Origin of the sequence: Aminobacter sp. J41 (assembly GCF_000526635.1) — a bacterium.
Classification (GTDB): domain Bacteria; phylum Pseudomonadota; class Alphaproteobacteria; order Rhizobiales; family Rhizobiaceae; genus Aerobium.
Genome location: NZ_JAGL01000001.1, coordinates 88,911 through 107,082 on the forward strand (window position 1 = coordinate 88,911; position 18,172 = coordinate 107,082).

The window sequence follows — 18,172 nt, forward strand, 5'->3', positions numbered from 1 at the left end:
GAACGGACAATGAGCATATTTGCCTTCTACTCCAAGCGTCTCGCCGGCAGGATAACGGCCGCAGTGTCATCGATGGTCCGCGACCGTCGCGGCGTCGCAGCCGTCGAGTTCGCGATGATCGCGCCGCTGCTGCTCGTGCTCTACTTCATGACCATGGAAGTGACACTGGCGCTGGAGACGAACAAGAAGGTCAGCCGTATTTCCTCGATGGTTGCCGACCTCGTTACGCAGCAGACATGCGTCAATCCAACTAAACTGGACAATATCATCGATATTGGCCAAGCGACGATCTATCCCTATGATCGCACGGTTCCCTCAATAGAAATTACCGGCATCAAGATCAGCGACGAAACCAACCCCAAGGCAACCGTCGACTGGTCCCGCAAGTCCGTCAACAACACCTCCTCTGCAGGAGCTCCGATCGGCAGCGAAGTATCTATTCCGGCCGCTCTTAAGATCAGGGGAACATATCTTGTTCGCGTCCAAACAAGCCTCGATTACCGCCCCATAATCGCCTGGGCTGCAGACGAGAAGGCGTCCCTCGGACTCATGTCGGCGTTCGATAACATCCCCATGGCGGAGACATATTACCTGCGCGGTCGCCTGAGTTCGGAAGTCAAATGGGATACGTCCACCTGCCCGAGCGCGTGAATGGCAATTTAATCTTCCGCGACTGCTGGCAGGAGTTCAATGCGGATTGCCAAGGCGGGACGGCGGTCATATCTCTGGTTGAACCTTCACCAGCAAGAGAAGCCGGATGTCCCGCGCAATCCTCGTCGTTCTGGACTCCTTCGGCATCGGCAACGCGCCCGATGCCGCCGCATTCGGCGATGACGGAGCTGATACCTACGGCCATATCGAAGCCGGCTGCGCCGCAGGCAAAGGCGATGCGGAAGGGTTGCGCTCCGGCCCGCTGAACCTCCCGCACATGACATCGCTGGGCCTTGCCCACGCGGCGGCGCTCGCCCACGGACGCGACCTTCCGGCCGCAACGACCTCGGGCTTCTTCGGCGCCGCCACCGAAACCTCGAGCGGCAAGGATACGCCGTCCGGCCACTGGGAGATCGCCGGCCTGCCGGTCCGCTTCGACTGGGGCTATTTCCCGGATACCCATCCGGCCTTCCCCGCTTCCTTCACCGAGGCGCTGATCCGCGAAGCGAGCCTTCCCGGCATTCTGGCCGACAAGCACGCCGCCGGGACGACCGTCATCGAGGAATATGGCGAAGAGCACCTGCGCACCGGCAAGCCGATCATCTACACATCGGTCGACTCCGTCATCCAGATCGCCGCGCACGAGGAGCGCTTCGGCCTCGAGCGGCTCTACGAGGTGTGCCGCATCGCCCGCCGGCTGGCGGACGAGCTCAAGATCGGCCGGGTGATCGCCCGCCCCTTCGTCGGCGAAACGCGCGAGACCTTCGTGCGCACCCCCAACCGCAAGGACTTTGCCACTCCGCCGCCGGAGCCCACCCTACTCGACCGAGTGGTCGAGGGCGGCCGCAAGACCCATGCCGTCGGCAAGATCGGCGACATCTTTGCCCATCGCGGCGTGTCAACGCTGCGCAAGGCGCCGAACAACATGCGCATGTTCGATGCGCTCCTGGAGGCGATGGACGAGGCCGGTGACGGCGACTTCATCTTCGCCAACTTCGTCGACTTCGACACCAATTTCGGTCACCGCCGCGACGTGCCGGGCTATGCCGCCGCGCTGGAAGCTTTCGACGCGCGCCTGCCCGAGGCTCTTTCGCGGCTGCGCGACGGCGACATGCTGATCCTTACGGCCGACCACGGCTGCGACCCGACCTGGCGCGGCACCGACCACACCCGCGAGCGCGTGCCGATTCTCGGCACCGGGCCGAAGCTGAAGGCGGGCTCCGTTGGCGTGCGACCGACCTATGCCGACATCGGCGAGACGGTTGCCGCCCATCTCGGCATCGCACCCGGCCGCCACGGCACTTCCTTCCTGGACCTCATTTCGTCAAATGCCTGAACTTCCCGAAGTCGAAACCGTCCGGCGCGGGCTGCAACCGGTGATGGAAGGCGCGCTCATCCGCAAGGTCGAGCAGCGCCGCCCGGACCTGCGCTTCCCCTTCCCGGAAAACTTCGTCGAGGCGCTGACGGGCCGGCGGATCGTCTCGCTCGGCCGGCGCGCCAAATACCTTATTATACATGTCGACCGCGACCCGGTGCTGATCTGCCACCTTGGCATGTCCGGCTCGTTTCGGATCCGTTCCGGTGAGAACGACGACGTCGTCGGCGACTTTCACCATGAGCGCTCGAAGAACGAGGCGCACGACCACGTCGTCTTCCACCTTGAAGACAGAGCGGGCGCCTACCAGCGCGTGATCTTCAATGACCCGCGCCGCTTCGGCTTCATGCTGTTCACCGATGCCGGTTCGCTCGACAGCCATCCCTCGCTTGCGGGCCTTGGCGTTGAGCCGACGGGCAATGCGCTGGATGGCCAGTTGCTCAGCCAGTTGCTCGGGGCTAAGCGCACGCCGATCAAGGCCGCCCTCCTCGACCAGCGGCTGATCGCCGGGCTTGGCAACATCTACGTCTGCGAGGCGCTCTGGCGCACCGGCATCAACCCGACGCGCGAGGCCGGCAGCATCGCCGCCGACGCATCGCTCTGCGAGCAGCTCTCCAGCGCCATCCGCGAGGTCATTGCTGAGGCGATCGAGGCCGGCGGCTCGTCGCTGCGCGATCACGTGCAGACCGACGGGTCGATGGGCTATTTCCAGCACTCGTTCCGGGTCTATGATCGCACCGGCCAGCCCTGCCTGCGGCCCGGTTGCGAGGGCACGATCGGCCGCATGGTCCAGGGCGGGCGCTCGACCTTCTACTGCACCTCATGCCAGAATTGAGTTTTCCAGGGAGACCACGCATGGCCTACGAAACAATCCTCGTCGAAACCCGCGGCAAAGTCGGCCTGATCACCCTGAACCGGCCGCAGGCGCTCAACGCGCTCAACACGAAGGTCATGGAAGAGGTGGTCGCGGCGACCCTGGCCTTCGACGCAGACGAGGGCGTCAGCGCGATCGTGCTGACGGGTTCGGAAAAAGCCTTTGCCGCCGGCGCCGACATCAAGGAGATGCAGTCGAAGACCTATGCCGATGTCTTCAGCGCCGACCTCTTCGCGGGCTGGGATGCCCTCCAGCGCATCCGCAAGCCGATCATCGCCGCGGTTGCCGGTTATGCGCTTGGCGGCGGCTGCGAGCTTGCCATGATGTGCGACTTCATCATCGCCGCCGACAACGCCAGGTTCGGCCAGCCGGAGATCACGCTCGGCGTCATGCCCGGCATGGGCGGCTCGCAGCGGCTGACCCGCTTCGTCGGCAAGTCGAAGGCGATGGACATGTGCCTGACCGGCCGCATGATGGATGCTGCCGAGGCTGAGCGCTCGGGCCTCGTTTCACGCGTGGTGCCGGTGGCCGAGCTCCTCAACGAGGCAATTTCTGCCGCCGAGAAGATCGCCGGCATGTCGCTGCCCGCGATCATGATGAACAAGGAAGCGGTCAACCGCGCCTACGAAACCACCCTTTCAGAGGGCCTGCGTTTCGAGCACCGGCTGTTCCACTCGATGTTTGCGCTCGATGATCAGAAGGAGGGCATGACCGCCTTCGTGGAGAAGCGGAAGCCCAATTTCACGAACCGCTGAGGCGGCGGATTCAAGCGTTGACGGATCGGGAAAGCTCCTCTATAAGCCAGCCCAACTGAGGCGGCCCACGGCCGCCCCTTGTGTTATAAAGTGTGCTCGTGTCGGTGCTTAACTGGTACGGACTTGCGAGCATAGACATCAGTTTCGAGAGAGAGGCACCATGGCCAACACGTCTTCGGCCAAGAAGGCTACGCGAAAAATCGCCCGCCGCACTGCGGTCAACAAGAACCGCCGCTCGCGCGTTCGCACCTTCCTTCGCAAGGTCGAGGAAGCGCTGGCACTGGGCAACAAGGAAGCAGCACAGGAAGCGTTCAACGCAGCTCAGCCGGAGCTGATGCGCGCCGCTTCCAAGGGCGTCATCCACCGCAACACGGCTTCTCGCAAGGTTTCGCGCCTTGCTAAGCGCCTGAAGACGCTCAGCGCGTAAGCTTTCGCTTCTCTTCATTCGCGTTTCACGAACCCGGTGCCTCGGCGCCGGGTTTTTTGTTGTCCGGATTTCCTGGGCATAGCGTTTCGCTGCCGCTGCGGCAGACGAAAATTTTCGCCGGCCAACGATTCCGGTTTCAAAAAATCCGGGTTTTTGTCGAATCCCGTGACCGCAAGTTCCGCACAAAAGATCGTTTATTTTCAAAGACTTGTCTGCGGTTCAGATTCTTCGCCAGATTCTCCAGCGAGCTCAGCGCCGCTCCCGGAATGTCAAGAAGATTTTCTTGCTCGGGGGTGATTCTCGGCAAGCCTCGCGAAAGGTTTTGAATCAAAAAGACTTTGCGTTTCACGCCCGCTCGGCGGTTCGCGAGTCAAGACCCGAAGCGAAGCTGACTCGGCAAAAATTGCCAGAGGGTCACTTGCCCATCCAACGCCATTTTTTGTAGTGTCTGGACATCGAAGGGCGAGGCCAAAAGCCTTGCTGATCAAGCCAGACAGCGGAGACAGTACGCGTGAACGCGAGTTCACGGCAGCCGTCTTTTGTCCTTCGGTACCAAGGGGACTACCTACCCGTAAGACATTTTGACTCAGGGCCCGCGCCCTGAGAACGACATCTTTTGACTACCTTACAGCGGGGACCTGTCCTCGGGCTGGTGGGTTTGGTTTGACGAAAGGGAAAGCAGGGGACCAAGCGCAGGTTACGAAGGCAACGAATTTAACAGCGCGGCACCGAGCCGGGAAACCCGACACGATCGGGATCCGACACAGACGGTCGAGACACAATCGGCAGGGTCGCGCTCTGGGCGTCAAAGACAGGGATATTTTACATGCAAGGCGGCATGGCGGCGCGAGGCGAGACAGCCTCGCTGATTCAGGGCAGGGGTATTGACGAGGGTGATGGCATGACGCAGTCGAGCGGGCCCGAGGCAAACTTTGAGCGCGTGAAGGCGCAACTGAAGGCCCGGCTTGGCAATGACGTCTACTCCAGCTGGTTCGGCAGAATGCAGCTGGCAGAAGCCTCTCGTGGTCTGGTGAGACTGTCGGTTCCGACGGCGTTCCTGCGCCAGTGGATCAACAGCCACTATGTCGAGCTGATCTCGGAACTCTGGAAGCAGGGCGATCCGTCCACGCTCAAGGTCGAGATTGTGGTTCGTTCGGCGGCCCGTACGGTCGTCCAGCCGGTCGAAGAGCGGGCACCGGTCCGCACTCCGCAGCGTCCGGCAGCACCGGCGGCGGCCGCGGCGGCCCCTGCTCCAGGCGTTGAGCACACGGCAAAGCCGGCCGCGCCGCGGGCGCAGGCCGCATCTCAGGAACCGCAGGGCGGCAAGCAGTCCGTGCTCGGCTCTCCGCTCGACGCGCGCTACACGTTCGAGTCCTTCGTCGAAGGCCCGTCGAACCGCGTGGCACTCGCGGCAGCACGTGCAGTGGCTGAGTTCTCGCAGAACGCACTGCGCTTCAACCCGCTGTTCCTGCACGCGTCGGTCGGTCTCGGTAAGACCCACATCCTCCAGGCGATTGCCGCCGAGGCGATCCGTCGCCGTCCGCAGGCCCGCGTGGTGTACCTTACGGCCGAGTACTTCATGTGGCGTTTCGCAACCGCGATCCGCGACAACTATGCGCTGCACCTCAAGGAGCAGCTGCGCGACATCGACCTGCTGATCATCGACGACATGCAGTTCCTGCAGGGCAAGTCGATCCAGCATGAGTTCTGCCACCTCATCAACATGCTGCTCGACAGCGCCAAGCAGGTGGTGGTCGCGGCGGACCGTCCGCCGGCAGAGCTGGAATCGCTCGAACCGCGCGTGCGTTCGCGTCTCAATGGCGGCGTGGCACTCGAGCTCGCGGCTCCCGACTACGAGATGCGCCTGGCCATCCTGCGCCAGCGCTACGAGGCGGCAGCCGCGGAAGATCCGTCGCTGAAGCTTCCGGACGAGATCCTGGCGCACATTGCCCAGACCGTGACCGGCAGCGGCCGCGAGCTGGAAGGTGCGTTCAACCAGATCCTGTTCCGCCAGTCGTTCGAGCCGGAAGTGTCGATCGCGTGGGTCGACGAAGTTCTCGGGAACATGTACCGCTCGGGTGAACCCAAGCGCGTGCGGATCGAGGACATCCAGCGCATCGTCGCCCGGCACTATAACGTGTCGAAAGTCGAGCTGCTGTCGAACCGCCGCACGCGCACGATCGTCAAGCCGCGTCAGGTCGCCATGTACCTCGCCAAGGTGATGACCCCGCGCTCGCTGCCGGAGATCGGACGCCGCTTTGGCGGCCGCGATCACACCACCGTGCTGCACGCGGTGCGCAAGATCGAGGGTCTCACCGGCTCCGACAACACGCTCGCACAGGAAGTCGAGCTCCTGAAGCGTCTGATTAGCGAACAGACGAGCTAAACGCCGCGATCTGTTGAAAGATCGCCCACTGCGACGATCAAAACCGGCTGGATGGCTTGCCTTCCGGCCGGTTTCCCGTCAGGGTCATTTTCCATTTGCGCCAGCCAACTTCACTGGAAATACTGGCCTTTCTGTAAAACTTGCTGCGGGATCCTGCGTGTCATGCGTGTCATTCTCGAACGCTCCAACCTGCTGAAGTCACTCAACCACGTTCACCGCGTCGTCGAGCGACGGAACACGATTCCGATCCTGTCGAACGTCCTCTTGTCGGCCACGGGCGAAAGCCTCGAGATGAAGGCGACCGACCTTGACCTGGAAGTGACGGAAGCGACCGCGGCCAGCATCGAGCAGGCAGGCGCCACCACCGTTCCCGCGCATCTCCTCTACGACATCGTCCGCAAGCTGCCGGACGGCTCGGAAGTGATGCTCAAGCTCGACGAGAACGGCAATGCGATGACGGTCATTTCCGGCCGCTCGTCCTTCCGTCTCCAGTGCCTGCCGCAGGCCGACTTCCCGGAGCTGACCGCAGGCTCCTTCACCCACAGCTTCAGCATCGATTCCTCCGCCCTCAAGGGCCTGATCGAGAAGACGCAGTTCGCGATCTCGACCGAGGAAACGCGCTATTATCTCAACGGCATCTACTTCCACACGCATGAGGAAGGCGGCCGCCTGACGCTGCGTTCGGTCGCGACCGACGGCCACCGCCTTGCCCGCGCCGAGGTCGAGGCGCCTTCGGGCTCGGAAGGCATGCCGGGCATCATCATTCCGCGCAAGACCGTCAGCGAGCTGCAGAAGCTCGTCGATACGCCGGACGTTTCCGTCAGGGTCGAGCTTTCCGACACCAAGATCCGCTTCACCATCGGCACGGTCGTGCTGACCTCGAAGCTGATCGACGGCACCTTCCCGGACTACCAGCGCGTCATCCCGACCAGCAACGACAAGAAGCTGGTCATCGACCGCCAGAGCTTTGCCCAGGCCGTCGACCGCGTCTCGACCATCTCGTCGGAGCGAGGCCGTGCAGTGAAGCTCTCAATCGGCGACGGGCTCGTCACGCTCACCGTCAACAACCCGGATTCGGGCAGCGCGACGGAAGAAGTGGTGGCCGACTACAGCGCCGACCCGATCGAGATCGGCTTCAATGCGAAGTACCTGCTCGACGTTGCCGCTCAGCTTTCCGGTTCCGAGGCCTGCTTCCTGCTCGCCGACGCCGGCTCGCCGACCCTCATCCATGACACCAGCGACGAGCATGCGCTCTACGTGCTGATGCCGATGCGCGTCTAAGCGCGCATCGCCCGCTGCCGTGATCGACGACCATGACAATGCGCCGCCGCTGGCGGAGCCGCAGACCTATGTCTCGCGGCTGCTGCTGACGGACTTTCGCAACTATCGCAGTCTGGCGCTCGATTTCCGGCCCGGCGCGGTCGTCCTCACCGGCGAAAACGGCGCCGGCAAGACCAATCTCCTCGAAGCGGTCTCGTTTCTGACGCCGGGGCGTGGCCTGCGCCGCGCCTCGCATGAAGACGTCGCGCGTGCGGGTGCGACCACCGGCTTTGCCATCCATGCGCGTGTCGAAGGTCCGTTCGGCGAGGTCGAGATCGGCACGGGAACCGCCGGCGAGGGCGAAACGTCCGGGCGCAAGGTGCGCATCAACGGCGCCCCTGCCCGCTCTGCCGACGAAATGCTCGAATGGCTGCGCGTGATCTGGCTTGTGCCTTCAATGGACGCGCTCTTCACCGGTCCGGCCTCCGACCGGCGCCGCTTCATCGACCGGCTGGTACTCGCCATCGATCCGGCGCATGGCCGCCGCGCGCTCGACTACGAAAAGGCGATGCGCGGCCGTAACAAGCTGCTTACGGAAAATGCCCGCGACGACGCCTGGTTCGAGGCGATAGAGCGGCAGATGGCGGAGACAGGCACGGCAATTGCCGCCGCCCGCGTCGAGATGGTGCGCCTGCTCTCCGGCATGATCGAGCATCTGCCGGCCGACGGCCCATTTCCGAAGGCGGACATCGCGCTTGCGGGCACGCTTGAGGAAGCGCTTGCTTACCAACCTGCCGTCGACGTCGAGGAAGCGTTTCACCGCTCGCTTGCCGAGAACCGTTATCGCGACCGCGCAGCCGGCCGCACGCTCGAAGGTCCGCACCGCTCGGACCTCCTCGTCCGCCATAGGCCCAAGGACATGCCGGCTGAGCTTTGCTCCACGGGCGAACAAAAGGCGCTGCTTACCGGCCTCGTCCTCTCGCATGCCCGGCTCGTCGCGGAGCTGTCGCGCTCGGCGCCGATCCTTCTCCTCGACGAGATCGCCGCGCATCTCGATGCGGGCCGTCGCGCGGCCCTCTTCCAGATTCTCGAAGAGCTCAACTGCCAGGCCTTCATGTCAGGCACGGACGCCGCGTTGTTCTCCGCACTCGAAGGTCGTGCGCAGTTCCTGACCGTTTCGGGCGGCACGATCACCTCGCGCTGACATAACCGCCCCGAGCGGCTATGATCGGCGTATGAACCAGCCAACGCCCCCTCCCCTCACCGACGAGGAACTCGAGCGCTATGCGCGCCACATCGTGCTGCCGGAAATCGGCGGCGCCGGCCAGCAGAAGCTGAAGCGCGCGCGCGTGCTCGTCGTCGGCGCCGGCGGCCTCGGCGCGCCGATCCTCTACTACCTCGCTGCAGCGGGTGTCGGCACGCTCGGCATCGTCGATGACGATACGGTCTCGCTCTCCAACCTGCAGCGGCAGGTGATCCACGGCATGTCGTCGCTCGGCAAGACCAAGGTCGACAGCGCCGAGGAGGCGATCAGCCGCATCAATCCGAACGTGCGGGTCGAGAAGCACCCGATCCGCCTCACACCCGACAATATCGGCGAGATCGTCTCCCGCTACGATCTAGCCCTCGACGGCACGGACAATTTCGCCACGCGCTATGCCGTCGCGGACGCATGCGCCGCCGCCGAACGCCCGCTGGTGACCGGCGCGGTCGGAAGGTTCGACGGGTCGGTCACGGTGCTGAAGCCGTTCGAGAAGGGTCCTGACGGGCGGCAGAACCCGTCCTATCGCGATCTCTTCCCCGAGCCGCCTCCGGCCGGCCTCGTGCCGTCCTGCGCGGAGGCCGGTGTCGTCGGCGCGCTCGTCGGCGTCATCGGCACGCTGCAGGCGATGGAGGCGATCAAGCTCATCACCGGCATCGGCGAGCCGCTTGTCGGCCGATTGCTGATGTATGACAGCCTCGGCGCGTCGTTCGACACGGTGCGCTACCGCGCGAAGGCGTGATGCCCCTCAGGCCTTGAGGGGCAGGACGCGGTCCGGCGGACGGTGCCCGTCGAAGAAGGCGCGTATGTTGATGATGACCTTTTCGCCCATGTCGATGCGGCCCTCGATCGTGGCCGAGCCCATGTGCGGCAGGATCACCACCTTGCCCTTGGCGGCGAGCTTCACCAGCTTCGGCTTCACCGCCGGCTCGTGCTCAAACACGTCAAGGCCGGCGCCCGCGAGCTTGCCGGTCTCCAGCATCTTGATCAGCGCATCCTCGTCGATGATGTCGCCGCGCGCCGTGTTGACGAGGTAGGCCGACGGCTGCATCAGCGCGAGCCTGCGTGCCGAGAGCAGGTGGAACGTCGCCGGGGTCGACGGGCAGTTTACCGAGATGATGTCCATGCGGGCGAGCATCTGGTCGAGGCTTTCCCAGTAGGTTGCCTCCAGCGCGTCCTCGGTCGCGGGGGCTACGCGGCGGCGGTTGTGATAGTGAATCGAAAGGCCAAATGCCTTGGCGCGCCGCGCAACCGCCGTGCCGATGCGGCCCATGCCGACGATACCGAGTCGCTTGCCCCAGATGCGGTTGCCGAGCATCCAGGTCGGCGACCAGCCGGCCCACTTGCCGTCGCCCTTGAGCACGTTGGCGCCCTCGACCAGCCGGCGGGGCGTCGCGAGAATCAGCGCCATCGTCATGTCGGCTGTGTCTTCGGTCAGCACGTTCGGCGTATTGGTTACGACGATGCCCTTGGCCATCGCGGCGGCGATGTCGATCTTGTCGACGCCGTTGCCGAAGTTGGCGATCAGCTTGAGATTCGGCCCCGCCTGCTCGATCAGCGCGGCATCGATCCGGTCGGTAACGGTCGGAACGAGAACGTCGGCTTCCTTGACCGCGGCAACCAGTTCGGGCTGCGTCATCGGCCGGTCCTCGACGTTCAGCCTGGCATCGAAAAGCTCCCGCATGCGGGTCTCAATCGCGTCCGGCAACTTGCGGGTCAACACGACGAGAGGCTTTTTCCTGCCAGTCATAGCGTCCTCATATCCGGGTCTGTTGAGACCTCTTTAACCAAGATTGGCGACACTTGGAATTGGTGCCGGCAGCCTTCGGTCTCCGATCCTGTGTATCAAGCCGACCTGCCGATGACAAAGAAAAAGGGGCCCCGCGCCGCACGCTCGCGGGCCCGCACAAGAGTAGCTGAGCGTACTGGAAAAAATGGCCCCCCGCACGATGCTTCGAACCGTTGTGAACGCCACGATGGCGGCTTTCGCCGTCTTCCTCGCCGCGCTTCCGCTGTCTTCCGTCGCCTCCGCGCAGACGACCCAGGTCGGCCCGAGCGGCCTGCCGCTGCCGCGCTTCGTCAGCCTCAAGTCGAGCAAGGTGAACCTGCGCATCGGCCCGGGCCTCAACTATCCCGTCGAGTGGATGTACACCAAGGCCGGCATCCCGATGGAGATCATTCAGGAATTCGACAACTGGCGCCGGGTGCGTGATGCAGACGGCGCCGAGGGCTGGATCAACCAGTCGCTGCTGTCCGGTCGCCGCACCGCGATTGCCGCCCCGTGGCAGCGCGGCAAGGAAGCGGAGATCCTGTTGCGCTCCGACCGCGACACCAATGCGCGCATCGTCGCGCGTCTCGAGCCGGGCGTGATCGGCACGATCAAGGAATGCGACGGCCAGTGGTGCGAGATGGAGGTTGCCGGACATCGCGGCTGGATCAGCCAGACGCAGATCTGGGGCGCCTATCCGGGGGAAGTCTACAAGGACTGATCGCCGCCCGCATCGGCAAATCAAAAAGGCGCAGCGGATATCCGTCTGCGCCTTTGCTGTCTCAGGAAACTCAAAAAGCCGTCAGGACGACTTCGGCCGCAGCCTCACCACGATGTCGACATTGGCGATCTCCATCCCTTCCGGCGGCTCCGGCAGGTTGTGAACCGTCACCGCGCCGGTGTCGATGTCCATCACCCGGTTCTCGCCTTCGATGAAGAAGTGGTGATGGTCGGACGTATTGGTGTCGAAATAGGTACGGTTGCCCTCGACCGCGAGAATGCGCAGGAGTCCCGCTTCCGTGAACTGGTGCAGCGTATTGTACACCGTCGCCAGCGAGACGGCGACGCCCGCGTCTAGCGCTTCCTCGTGAAGCTCTTCGGCGGAAAGATGCCGGTCGCCCTTCGCAAACAGAAGGTCCGCCAGTGCGATACGCTGGCGCGTCGGGCGCAGACCTGCTGCGCGGACCCGCCGCTCCAACTCGCCTGACTTCATGTAATGCGTATCCGTCAAGACAGCACTTTCCTGTTGCTGATGGCGTCCAGCCCCATCATTTCGTTGTCAACATATATTCTGTTCGCCATATGCGATCAATAGCGGCACGTTGACCACCCGGCCTGTGCAGGGTAAGCCGCTGCGGCGATTTCCTGTCCCGAGCAGTCTATGATAGGGGATTGTCACGGATTATAAGCACGTGAAGACCGTGCCAATGCAAAGGGACCGCTACGGACGATGTTCGAACAGAAGTCGAGCTATGATTACGAAGAGCTGCTGGCCTGCTCTCGCGGAGAGCTTTTCGGGCCAGGGAACGCGCAGCTGCCAGCCCCGCCGATGCTCATGTTCGATCGCATCACCGAGATCAGCGAGACCGGCGGCGAGTTCGACAAGGGCTATGTACGCGCCGAGCTCGAGATCAAGCCGGACCTCTGGTTCTTCCCGTGCCACTTCCCCGGCAATCCGATCATGCCAGGCTGCCTTGGCCTCGACGCGATGTGGCAGCTCACCGGCTTCTTCCTCGGCTGGCTCGGCGAGCCGGGCAAGGGCATGGCCCTTTCAACCGGCGAAGTGAAGTTCAAGGGCATGGTCACGCCTTCGGTGAAGAAGGTCGAATACGGCGTCGACTTCAAGCGCGTCATGCGCGGCCGCCTCGTCCTCGGCACGGCTGACGGCTGGCTGAAGGCCGACGGGGAACAGATTTACAAGGCCACCGATCTGCGCGTGGGCCTGTCGAAGCAGGAAGCCGCTTAAGGCTTTTCCCGCCGCGCGGTTTGCAAGGAGCGCCATATGAGACGAGTTGTCGTCACCGGACTGGGGATCGTTTCCTCCATCGGTAACAACGCAGAAGAAGTCCAGGCATCGCTGTACGATGCCAAGTCCGGCATCACCTTCTCGGATGTCTTTGCCGAACACGGCTTCCGCTGCCAGGTCTGGGGCGCGCCGACGCTCGACCCGACCGATCTGGTTGACCGCCGCGCGATGCGCTTCCTGCACCGTGGCGGTGCATGGAACTACGTCGCCATGCAGCAGGCGATCACCGATGCCGGTCTGGAAGAGAACGACATCACCAACGAGCGCACCGGCATCATCATGGGTTCCGGCGGCGCCTCAACCAAGACGATCGTCGAAGCGGCCGAGATCACCAAGGCCAACAACAGCCCGAAGCGCATCGGACCGTTCGCCGTGCCGAAGGCAATGTCCTCGACCGCGTCCGCCACGCTCGCGACCTTCTTCAAGATCCACGGCGTCAACTACTCGATCTCGTCGGCCTGCTCGACCTCGGCGCACTGCATCGGCAATGCGTTCGAGCTGATCCAGTGGGGCAAGCAGGACATGGTCTTCGCCGGCGGCCACGAGGATCTCGACTGGACCATGTCGAACCTGTTCGACGCCATGGGCGCCATGTCCTCCAAGTTCAACGACCGCCCGTCGGTCGCCTCGCGCGCCTATGACGCCAACCGCGACGGCTTTGTCATCGCCGGCGGCGCGGGCGTGCTGGTTCTCGAGGAGCTGGAGCACGCCAAGGCGCGCGGCGCCAAGATTTACGCTGAGATCGTCGGCTACGGCGCGACCTCCGACGGCTACGACATGGTTGCCCCGTCGGGCGAAGGCGCGATCCGCTGCATGCGCCAGGCGCTGTCGACCGTGAAGGGCGACGTCGACTACATCAACACCCACGGCACCTCGACGCCCGTCGGCGACTCCAAGGAGATGGAGGCGATCCGCACGGTGTTCGGCGACAAGCTGCCGGCGATCTCGTCGACCAAGTCGCTGACCGGCCACTCGCTGGGTGCTGCGGGCGTCCAGGAATCGATCTACTCGATCCTGATGATGCAGGGCGGCTTCATCGGCGAGAGCGCCCACATCGAGACCTTCGATCCGGAATTTGAAGGAATGCCGGTGGTTCGCGAGCGCATCGACAACGCCAAGATCGACACCGTCCTTTCCAACTCGTTCGGGTTCGGCGGCACGAACGCGACGCTGGTGTTCCAGCGCTACCAGGGCTGACCGGGAGCATCAAATGACTGGACTGCTGAAGGGCAAGCGCGGCCTCATCATGGGCGTCGCGAACGACCACTCCATCGCCTGGGGCATCGCCAAGCACGCCGCTGAGCATGGCGCCGAGCTCGCCTTCACCTACCAGGGTGAAGCCTTTGGCCGCCGCGTGAAGCCGCTTGCCGACCAGGTTGGCGCCAAGCTGCTGCTTCCCTGCGATGTCGAGGACATCGCCACCGTTGACGGCGTCTTCGAGACGCTGAAGTCCGAGTGGGGCAAGCTCGACTTCATCGTCCACGCGATCGGCTTCTCCGACCGCAACGAGCTCAAGGGCCTCTACGCCGACACCACGCGCGAGAACTTCGTCCGCACGATGGTGATCTCGTGCTTCTCGTTCACGGAAGTTGCAAAGCGTGCAGCCGAGCTGATGGAAGACGGCGGCTCGATGCTCACCCTGACCTATGCCGGTTCGGTTCGCGTCATGCCGAATTACAACGTCATGGGCGTCGCCAAGGCCGGTCTTGAGGCCAGCGTCCGCTACCTCGCCAATGACTACGGCCCGCGCGGTATCCGCGTGAACGGCCTGTCGGCTGGCCCGGTGCGCACGCTCGCAGGCGCCGGAATTGCCGACTCGCGCCTGATGTACAACTACCAGCAGCGCAACGCGCCGCTGCGCCGCCCGGTGACGATCGAAGAAGTCGGCAAGTCTGCCCTCTACCTTCTGTCGGACCTTTCCACGGGCGTGACCGGCGAGATCCACTATGTCGACAGCGGCTACCACATCGTGTCGATGCCGACGCTGGACGAACTGAAGCGCACCGACCAGGACTGATCCTGCCGGACTTCACGGAAAAACAAACGGGCGTTCCATTGGGGCGCCCGTTCTGCTTTCAGGATATCGTTTTTCGCCTCAGCGGACGGCCCACAGGACCTTGAAGCGGTCGTCGCGGGTGATCTCCCCGTGACGGGCGAAAGCCGTCTCCAGCGTGTTCTCGTAGGGCAGCGAGCGGTTGGCGACGAGGTACAGCCTGCCGCCGGGCTTGAGCGCCGCCGAAGCTGCCCGGATCATCCCCTCGCCGATCGACGGCTCGGCCGCGCGGCCCTGATGGAAGGGCGGGTTCATGATGATGTTGTCGTAAACCCGTTCGAGCTTTTCGCTCAGCAGGTCGATCCACTGCACCCGGCACTCGATGTGAGCAGCGAGGTTGTCCATGTTGGCCTTCGCCGCCACGCAGGCCTGGAAGCTCGAATCGAACATGTCGATCGAGAACTGCTCCTTGGCGATAAGCGACAGCCGCACCGCAAGATAGCCCCAGCCGGTGCCGAAATCGGCGACGCGGCCCTTGATCGTCTCCGGCAAATTGTCGGCGAGCAGGCGCGAGCCCTGGTCCTCGTGCTCCTGCGAGAAGACGCCAGGAACGGTGAGGAAGCCGCCGTCGAGGATCAGCGGCGGGTTGGCCGCTTCCAGCGCCTCCACTGCCGCCACCGACTCTTCGGTTCGCGTCATCCAGAAGGCGATGCCGTGGTTCTTGGAGGCATGGTCGTCGACCTCGTGGAGACCGGCCATGCGCTTGCGCAGGCTTGCCGCACCGTCCGTCTTGCCGCCTGCGACAACCACCCGGCCGCCCATGCGGACGCGCTTCAGCGCCTCGGCGATCCAAAGCTCGTTCTGGCCACGATGGCGACCGGCCAGCACCAGCACGAGGTCATAGTCCTCGCCGACCGGTTGCGGCTGCACGACGTGCGCGCCGCCTTCCAGTGCCCGGAACAGCGGCCGCGATTCCTGCTGCAGCGTCATCGCTTCCGGAAAATCCTCCGGCAGCACGAAGCCCGGCGCGACATTGAAGAACAGGACGCGGGCTTCTGCACCCGGTCCTTCCAGCATGCCGCTCTCGAACGGATGGAACAGCGTCTTCAGCGAACCGTCATTCATACAATTGGCCCCTCTCAAGCGAAACGGGCGCAGACCTTCCGGTCGCGCCCGCCCCGTTCATTCTCAGGTCAGAAATCAGGCGTCAGCTTCTTCAGCGTCTTCCGACTTCTTCTCCTTGACGATTTCCTTGCCGGTCGTCTGGTCGACAACCTTCATCGACAGACGAACCTTGCCGCGCTCGTCGAAGCCCATCAGCTTGACGAAGACCTTGTCGCCTTCCTTGACGACGTCGGTGGTCTTCTGGACGCGGTTCTCGGCCAGCTGCGAGATGTGAACGAGGCCGTCACGCGGACCGAAGAAGTTCACGAACGCGCCGAAGTCGGCGGTCTTGACGACCGTGCCTTCGTAGATCTCGCCAACTTCCGGCTCGGCCACGATGGTGTGGATCCACTTCTTCGCCGCCTCGATTTCCTTGGCGTTCGACGAAGCGATCTTCACGGTGCCGTCGTCCTCGATGTTGATCTTGGCGCCGGTCTTCTCGACGATCTCACGGATGACCTTGCCGCCCGAGCCGATCACTTCGCGGATCTTGTCGGTCGGGATGGTCATGACCTCGATGCGCGGAGCGAACTCGCCGAGTTCCTTGCGGCCCTCGCTGATCGCCTTCGACATCTCGCCGAGGATGTGCAGACGGCCGCCCTTGGCCTGGTCGAGGGCGATCTTCATGATCTCCTCGGTGATGCCGTCGATCTTGATGTCCATCTGCAGCGAGGTGACGCCTTCGGCGGTACCGGCCACCTTGAAGTCCATGTCGCCGAGGTGATCCTCGTCACCAAGGATGTCGGAGAGAACCGCGAAGCGCTCGCCTTCCTTGATGAGGCCCATGGCAATGCCGGCAACCGGCTTGGCCAGCGGCACGCCGGCGTCCATGAGAGCCAGCGAGGTGCCGCAGACGGTCGCCATCGACGACGAGCCGTTCGACTCGGTGATTTCGGAGACAACGCGCAGCGTGTACGGGAACTGTTCCGCGGCCGGCAGCATCGGATGGATCGCGCGCCAGGCGAGCTTGCCGTGGCCGATTTCGCGGCGGCCCGGCGAACCCATGCGGCCGGTTTCACCGACGGAGTACGGCGGGAAGTTGTAGTGCAGCAAGAAGGTTTCCTTGCGGGTGCCGGTCAGCTCGTCGACATACTGCTCGTCCTCGCCGGTGCCGAGCGTGGCAACGACGATCGCCTGCGTCTCACCGCGGGTGAACAGCGCCGAACCGTGCGTACGCGGCAGGATGCCGACTTCCGCGACGATCGGACGAACCGTCGAAAGATCACGGCCGTCGATGCGCGAGCCGGTGTCGAGGATGTTCCAGCGGACGATCTTCGCCTGCAGTTCCTTGAATACGGTGGCGACCTGCTCCGGCGTCCACTTCGCTTCCTCGCCTTCAGCCGGGGTGAAGTGTGCCTTCACCTTGGCCTTCACTGCGTCGACGGCAGCGTAGCGCTCCTGCTTGACGGTGAGCTTGTAGGCGTCGCGCAGCTCGTTCTCGACGAGTGCGAGCATCTCGGCTTCGAGTTCCGAATAGTCCGGCGAGGTGAAGTCGCGCGGGTCCTTGGCGGCAACCTCGGCCAGCTTGATGATCGCGTCGATCACCGGCTGGAAGGCCTTGTGGCCGAACATGACGGCGCCGAGCATGACGTCTTCCGGAAGCTCCTGGGCTTCCGACTCGACCATGAGCACGGCTTCGCTGGTGCCGGCGACGACGAGGTCGAGCTTGGACTCGGCCATCTCGTCGAGATGCGGGTTCAGCTTGTACTCGCCGTTGATGTAGCCGACGCGGGCGCCGCCGATCGGGCCCATGAACGGCACGCCCGACAGGGTCAGCGCAGCCGAGGTCGCGACGATCGACAGGATGTCCGGATCGTTCTCGAGGTCGTGCTGGACGACGGTGACGATGATCTGGGTGTCGTTCTTGTAGCCGTCGGCGAAAAGCGGACGGATCGGACGGTCGATCAGGCGCGAAACCAGCGTCTCGCGCTCGCTCGGACGGCCTTCACGCTTGAAGTAGCCACCCGGGATCTTGCCGGCAGCGAAGGTCTTTTCCTGGTAGTTGACGGTCAGCGGGAAGAAGTCGAGGCCCGGCTTCGGCTCCTTGGCCGAAACGACGGTCGCGAGCACGACGGTCTCGCCGTAGGTTGCCAGCACCGCGCCGTCAGCCTGACGTGCGATCTTGCCGGTCTCGAGGATAAGCGGACGTCCGCCCCACTCGATTTCCACTTTGTGTTGGTTGAACATGTCTTGTCCTTAACTGCTGGTGCGGATCGCAATCCCTTGCGTCTC

General features: G+C 63.8%; 17 protein-coding genes. 13 read left to right on the forward strand and 4 right to left on the reverse strand.

Annotated elements, in window-relative coordinates; genetic code table 11:
• Positions 1-9: 9 nt before the first annotated feature.
• From L630_RS0100445 to L630_RS0100485, 9 genes are all read left to right on the forward strand, one after another.
• Positions 10-651 carry a TadE/TadG family type IV pilus assembly protein gene (locus L630_RS0100445; RefSeq protein ID WP_024846317.1) on the forward strand — a complete coding sequence of 214 codons (642 nt, stop codon included), beginning with the start codon at positions 10-12 and terminating at the stop codon, positions 649-651.
• Positions 652-757: 106 nt separating this feature from the next.
• Positions 758-1,987, forward strand: coding sequence for a phosphopentomutase (locus L630_RS0100450; RefSeq protein WP_024846318.1), 1,230 nt, complete (start codon positions 758-760; stop codon positions 1,985-1,987).
• Positions 1,980-2,861 (forward strand): bifunctional DNA-formamidopyrimidine glycosylase/DNA-(apurinic or apyrimidinic site) lyase, encoded by an 882-nt coding sequence (gene mutM, locus L630_RS0100455; protein ID WP_024846319.1) that lies wholly within the window; start codon positions 1,980-1,982, stop codon positions 2,859-2,861. Before L630_RS0100450 ends, mutM begins: the two co-directional genes overlap by 8 nt.
• Before the next feature lie 20 nt (positions 2,862-2,881).
• Complete coding sequence (locus L630_RS0100460) at positions 2,882-3,655, forward strand: enoyl-CoA hydratase (protein ID WP_024846320.1); 774 nt, start codon at positions 2,882-2,884, stop codon at positions 3,653-3,655.
• 160 nt (positions 3,656-3,815) lie between these two features.
• Complete coding sequence (gene rpsT / locus L630_RS0100465; RefSeq protein ID WP_024846321.1) at positions 3,816-4,082, forward strand: 30S ribosomal protein S20; 267 nt, start codon at positions 3,816-3,818, stop codon at positions 4,080-4,082.
• Positions 4,083-4,983: 901 nt separating this feature from the next.
• Positions 4,984-6,468 (forward strand): chromosomal replication initiator protein DnaA, encoded by a 1,485-nt coding sequence (gene dnaA / locus L630_RS0100470; RefSeq protein ID WP_245263629.1) that lies wholly within the window; start codon positions 4,984-4,986, stop codon positions 6,466-6,468.
• A gap of 162 nt (positions 6,469-6,630) precedes the next feature.
• Entirely contained in the window at positions 6,631-7,749 is a 1,119-nt protein-coding gene (dnaN, locus tag L630_RS0100475; RefSeq protein WP_024846323.1) for a DNA polymerase III subunit beta, read from the forward strand.
• Positions 7,750-7,771: 22 nt separating this feature from the next.
• Complete coding sequence (gene recF, locus L630_RS0100480) at positions 7,772-8,932, forward strand: DNA replication/repair protein RecF (RefSeq protein ID WP_245263630.1); 1,161 nt, start codon at positions 7,772-7,774, stop codon at positions 8,930-8,932.
• Between the two features lie 31 nt (positions 8,933-8,963).
• Complete coding sequence (locus L630_RS0100485) at positions 8,964-9,731, forward strand: molybdopterin-synthase adenylyltransferase MoeB (RefSeq protein WP_024846325.1); 768 nt, start codon at positions 8,964-8,966, stop codon at positions 9,729-9,731.
• A gap of 6 nt (positions 9,732-9,737) precedes the next feature.
• Here L630_RS0100485 and L630_RS0100490 read toward each other — a convergent pair whose 3' ends face one another.
• Positions 9,738-10,739, reverse strand: coding sequence for a D-glycerate dehydrogenase (locus L630_RS0100490; RefSeq protein ID WP_024846326.1), 1,002 nt, complete (start codon positions 10,737-10,739; stop codon positions 9,738-9,740).
• Positions 10,740-10,965: 226 nt separating this feature from the next.
• On the opposite strand from L630_RS0100490, the gene L630_RS0100495 reads away from it, so the two are divergent.
• Positions 10,966-11,478 (forward strand): SH3 domain-containing protein, encoded by a 513-nt coding sequence (locus tag L630_RS0100495; RefSeq protein WP_245263622.1) that lies wholly within the window; start codon positions 10,966-10,968, stop codon positions 11,476-11,478.
• Between the two features lie 81 nt (positions 11,479-11,559).
• Here the strand turns inward: L630_RS0100495 and irrA are convergent, their stop codons facing one another.
• Positions 11,560-11,970 (reverse strand): iron response transcriptional regulator IrrA, encoded by a 411-nt coding sequence (gene irrA / locus L630_RS0100500; RefSeq protein WP_034329063.1) that lies wholly within the window; start codon positions 11,968-11,970, stop codon positions 11,560-11,562.
• 237 nt (positions 11,971-12,207) lie between these two features.
• Between irrA and fabA the strand changes: the two genes are divergently transcribed.
• Genes fabA through fabI form a run of 3 tightly spaced genes read left to right on the forward strand, consistent with a single transcriptional unit; the run spans position 12,208 to position 14,800 of the window.
• Complete coding sequence (gene fabA / locus L630_RS0100505; protein WP_024846329.1) at positions 12,208-12,723, forward strand: 3-hydroxyacyl-[acyl-carrier-protein] dehydratase FabA; 516 nt, start codon at positions 12,208-12,210, stop codon at positions 12,721-12,723.
• A 36-nt stretch (positions 12,724-12,759) separates the two neighbouring features.
• The gene (fabB, locus tag L630_RS0100510) at positions 12,760-13,980 is read left to right on the forward strand and encodes a beta-ketoacyl-ACP synthase I (protein WP_024846330.1); all 1,221 of its coding nucleotides are present in this window, start codon (positions 12,760-12,762) and stop codon (positions 13,978-13,980) included.
• A 13-nt stretch (positions 13,981-13,993) separates the two neighbouring features.
• Positions 13,994-14,800 (forward strand): enoyl-ACP reductase FabI, encoded by an 807-nt coding sequence (gene fabI / locus L630_RS0100515; protein ID WP_024846331.1) that lies wholly within the window; start codon positions 13,994-13,996, stop codon positions 14,798-14,800.
• A 78-nt stretch (positions 14,801-14,878) separates the two neighbouring features.
• On the opposite strand, the gene L630_RS0100520 is transcribed toward fabI, so the two are convergent.
• On the reverse strand, positions 14,879-15,901 hold the full coding sequence (locus L630_RS0100520) for a class I SAM-dependent methyltransferase (protein WP_024846332.1): 1,023 nt from the start codon (positions 15,899-15,901) through the stop codon (positions 14,879-14,881).
• A gap of 75 nt (positions 15,902-15,976) precedes the next feature.
• A complete protein-coding gene (gene pnp, locus L630_RS0100525; protein WP_024846333.1) occupies positions 15,977-18,127 on the reverse strand; it encodes a polyribonucleotide nucleotidyltransferase in 2,151 nt (716 codons plus the stop codon).
• Positions 18,128-18,172 lie beyond the last annotated feature (45 nt).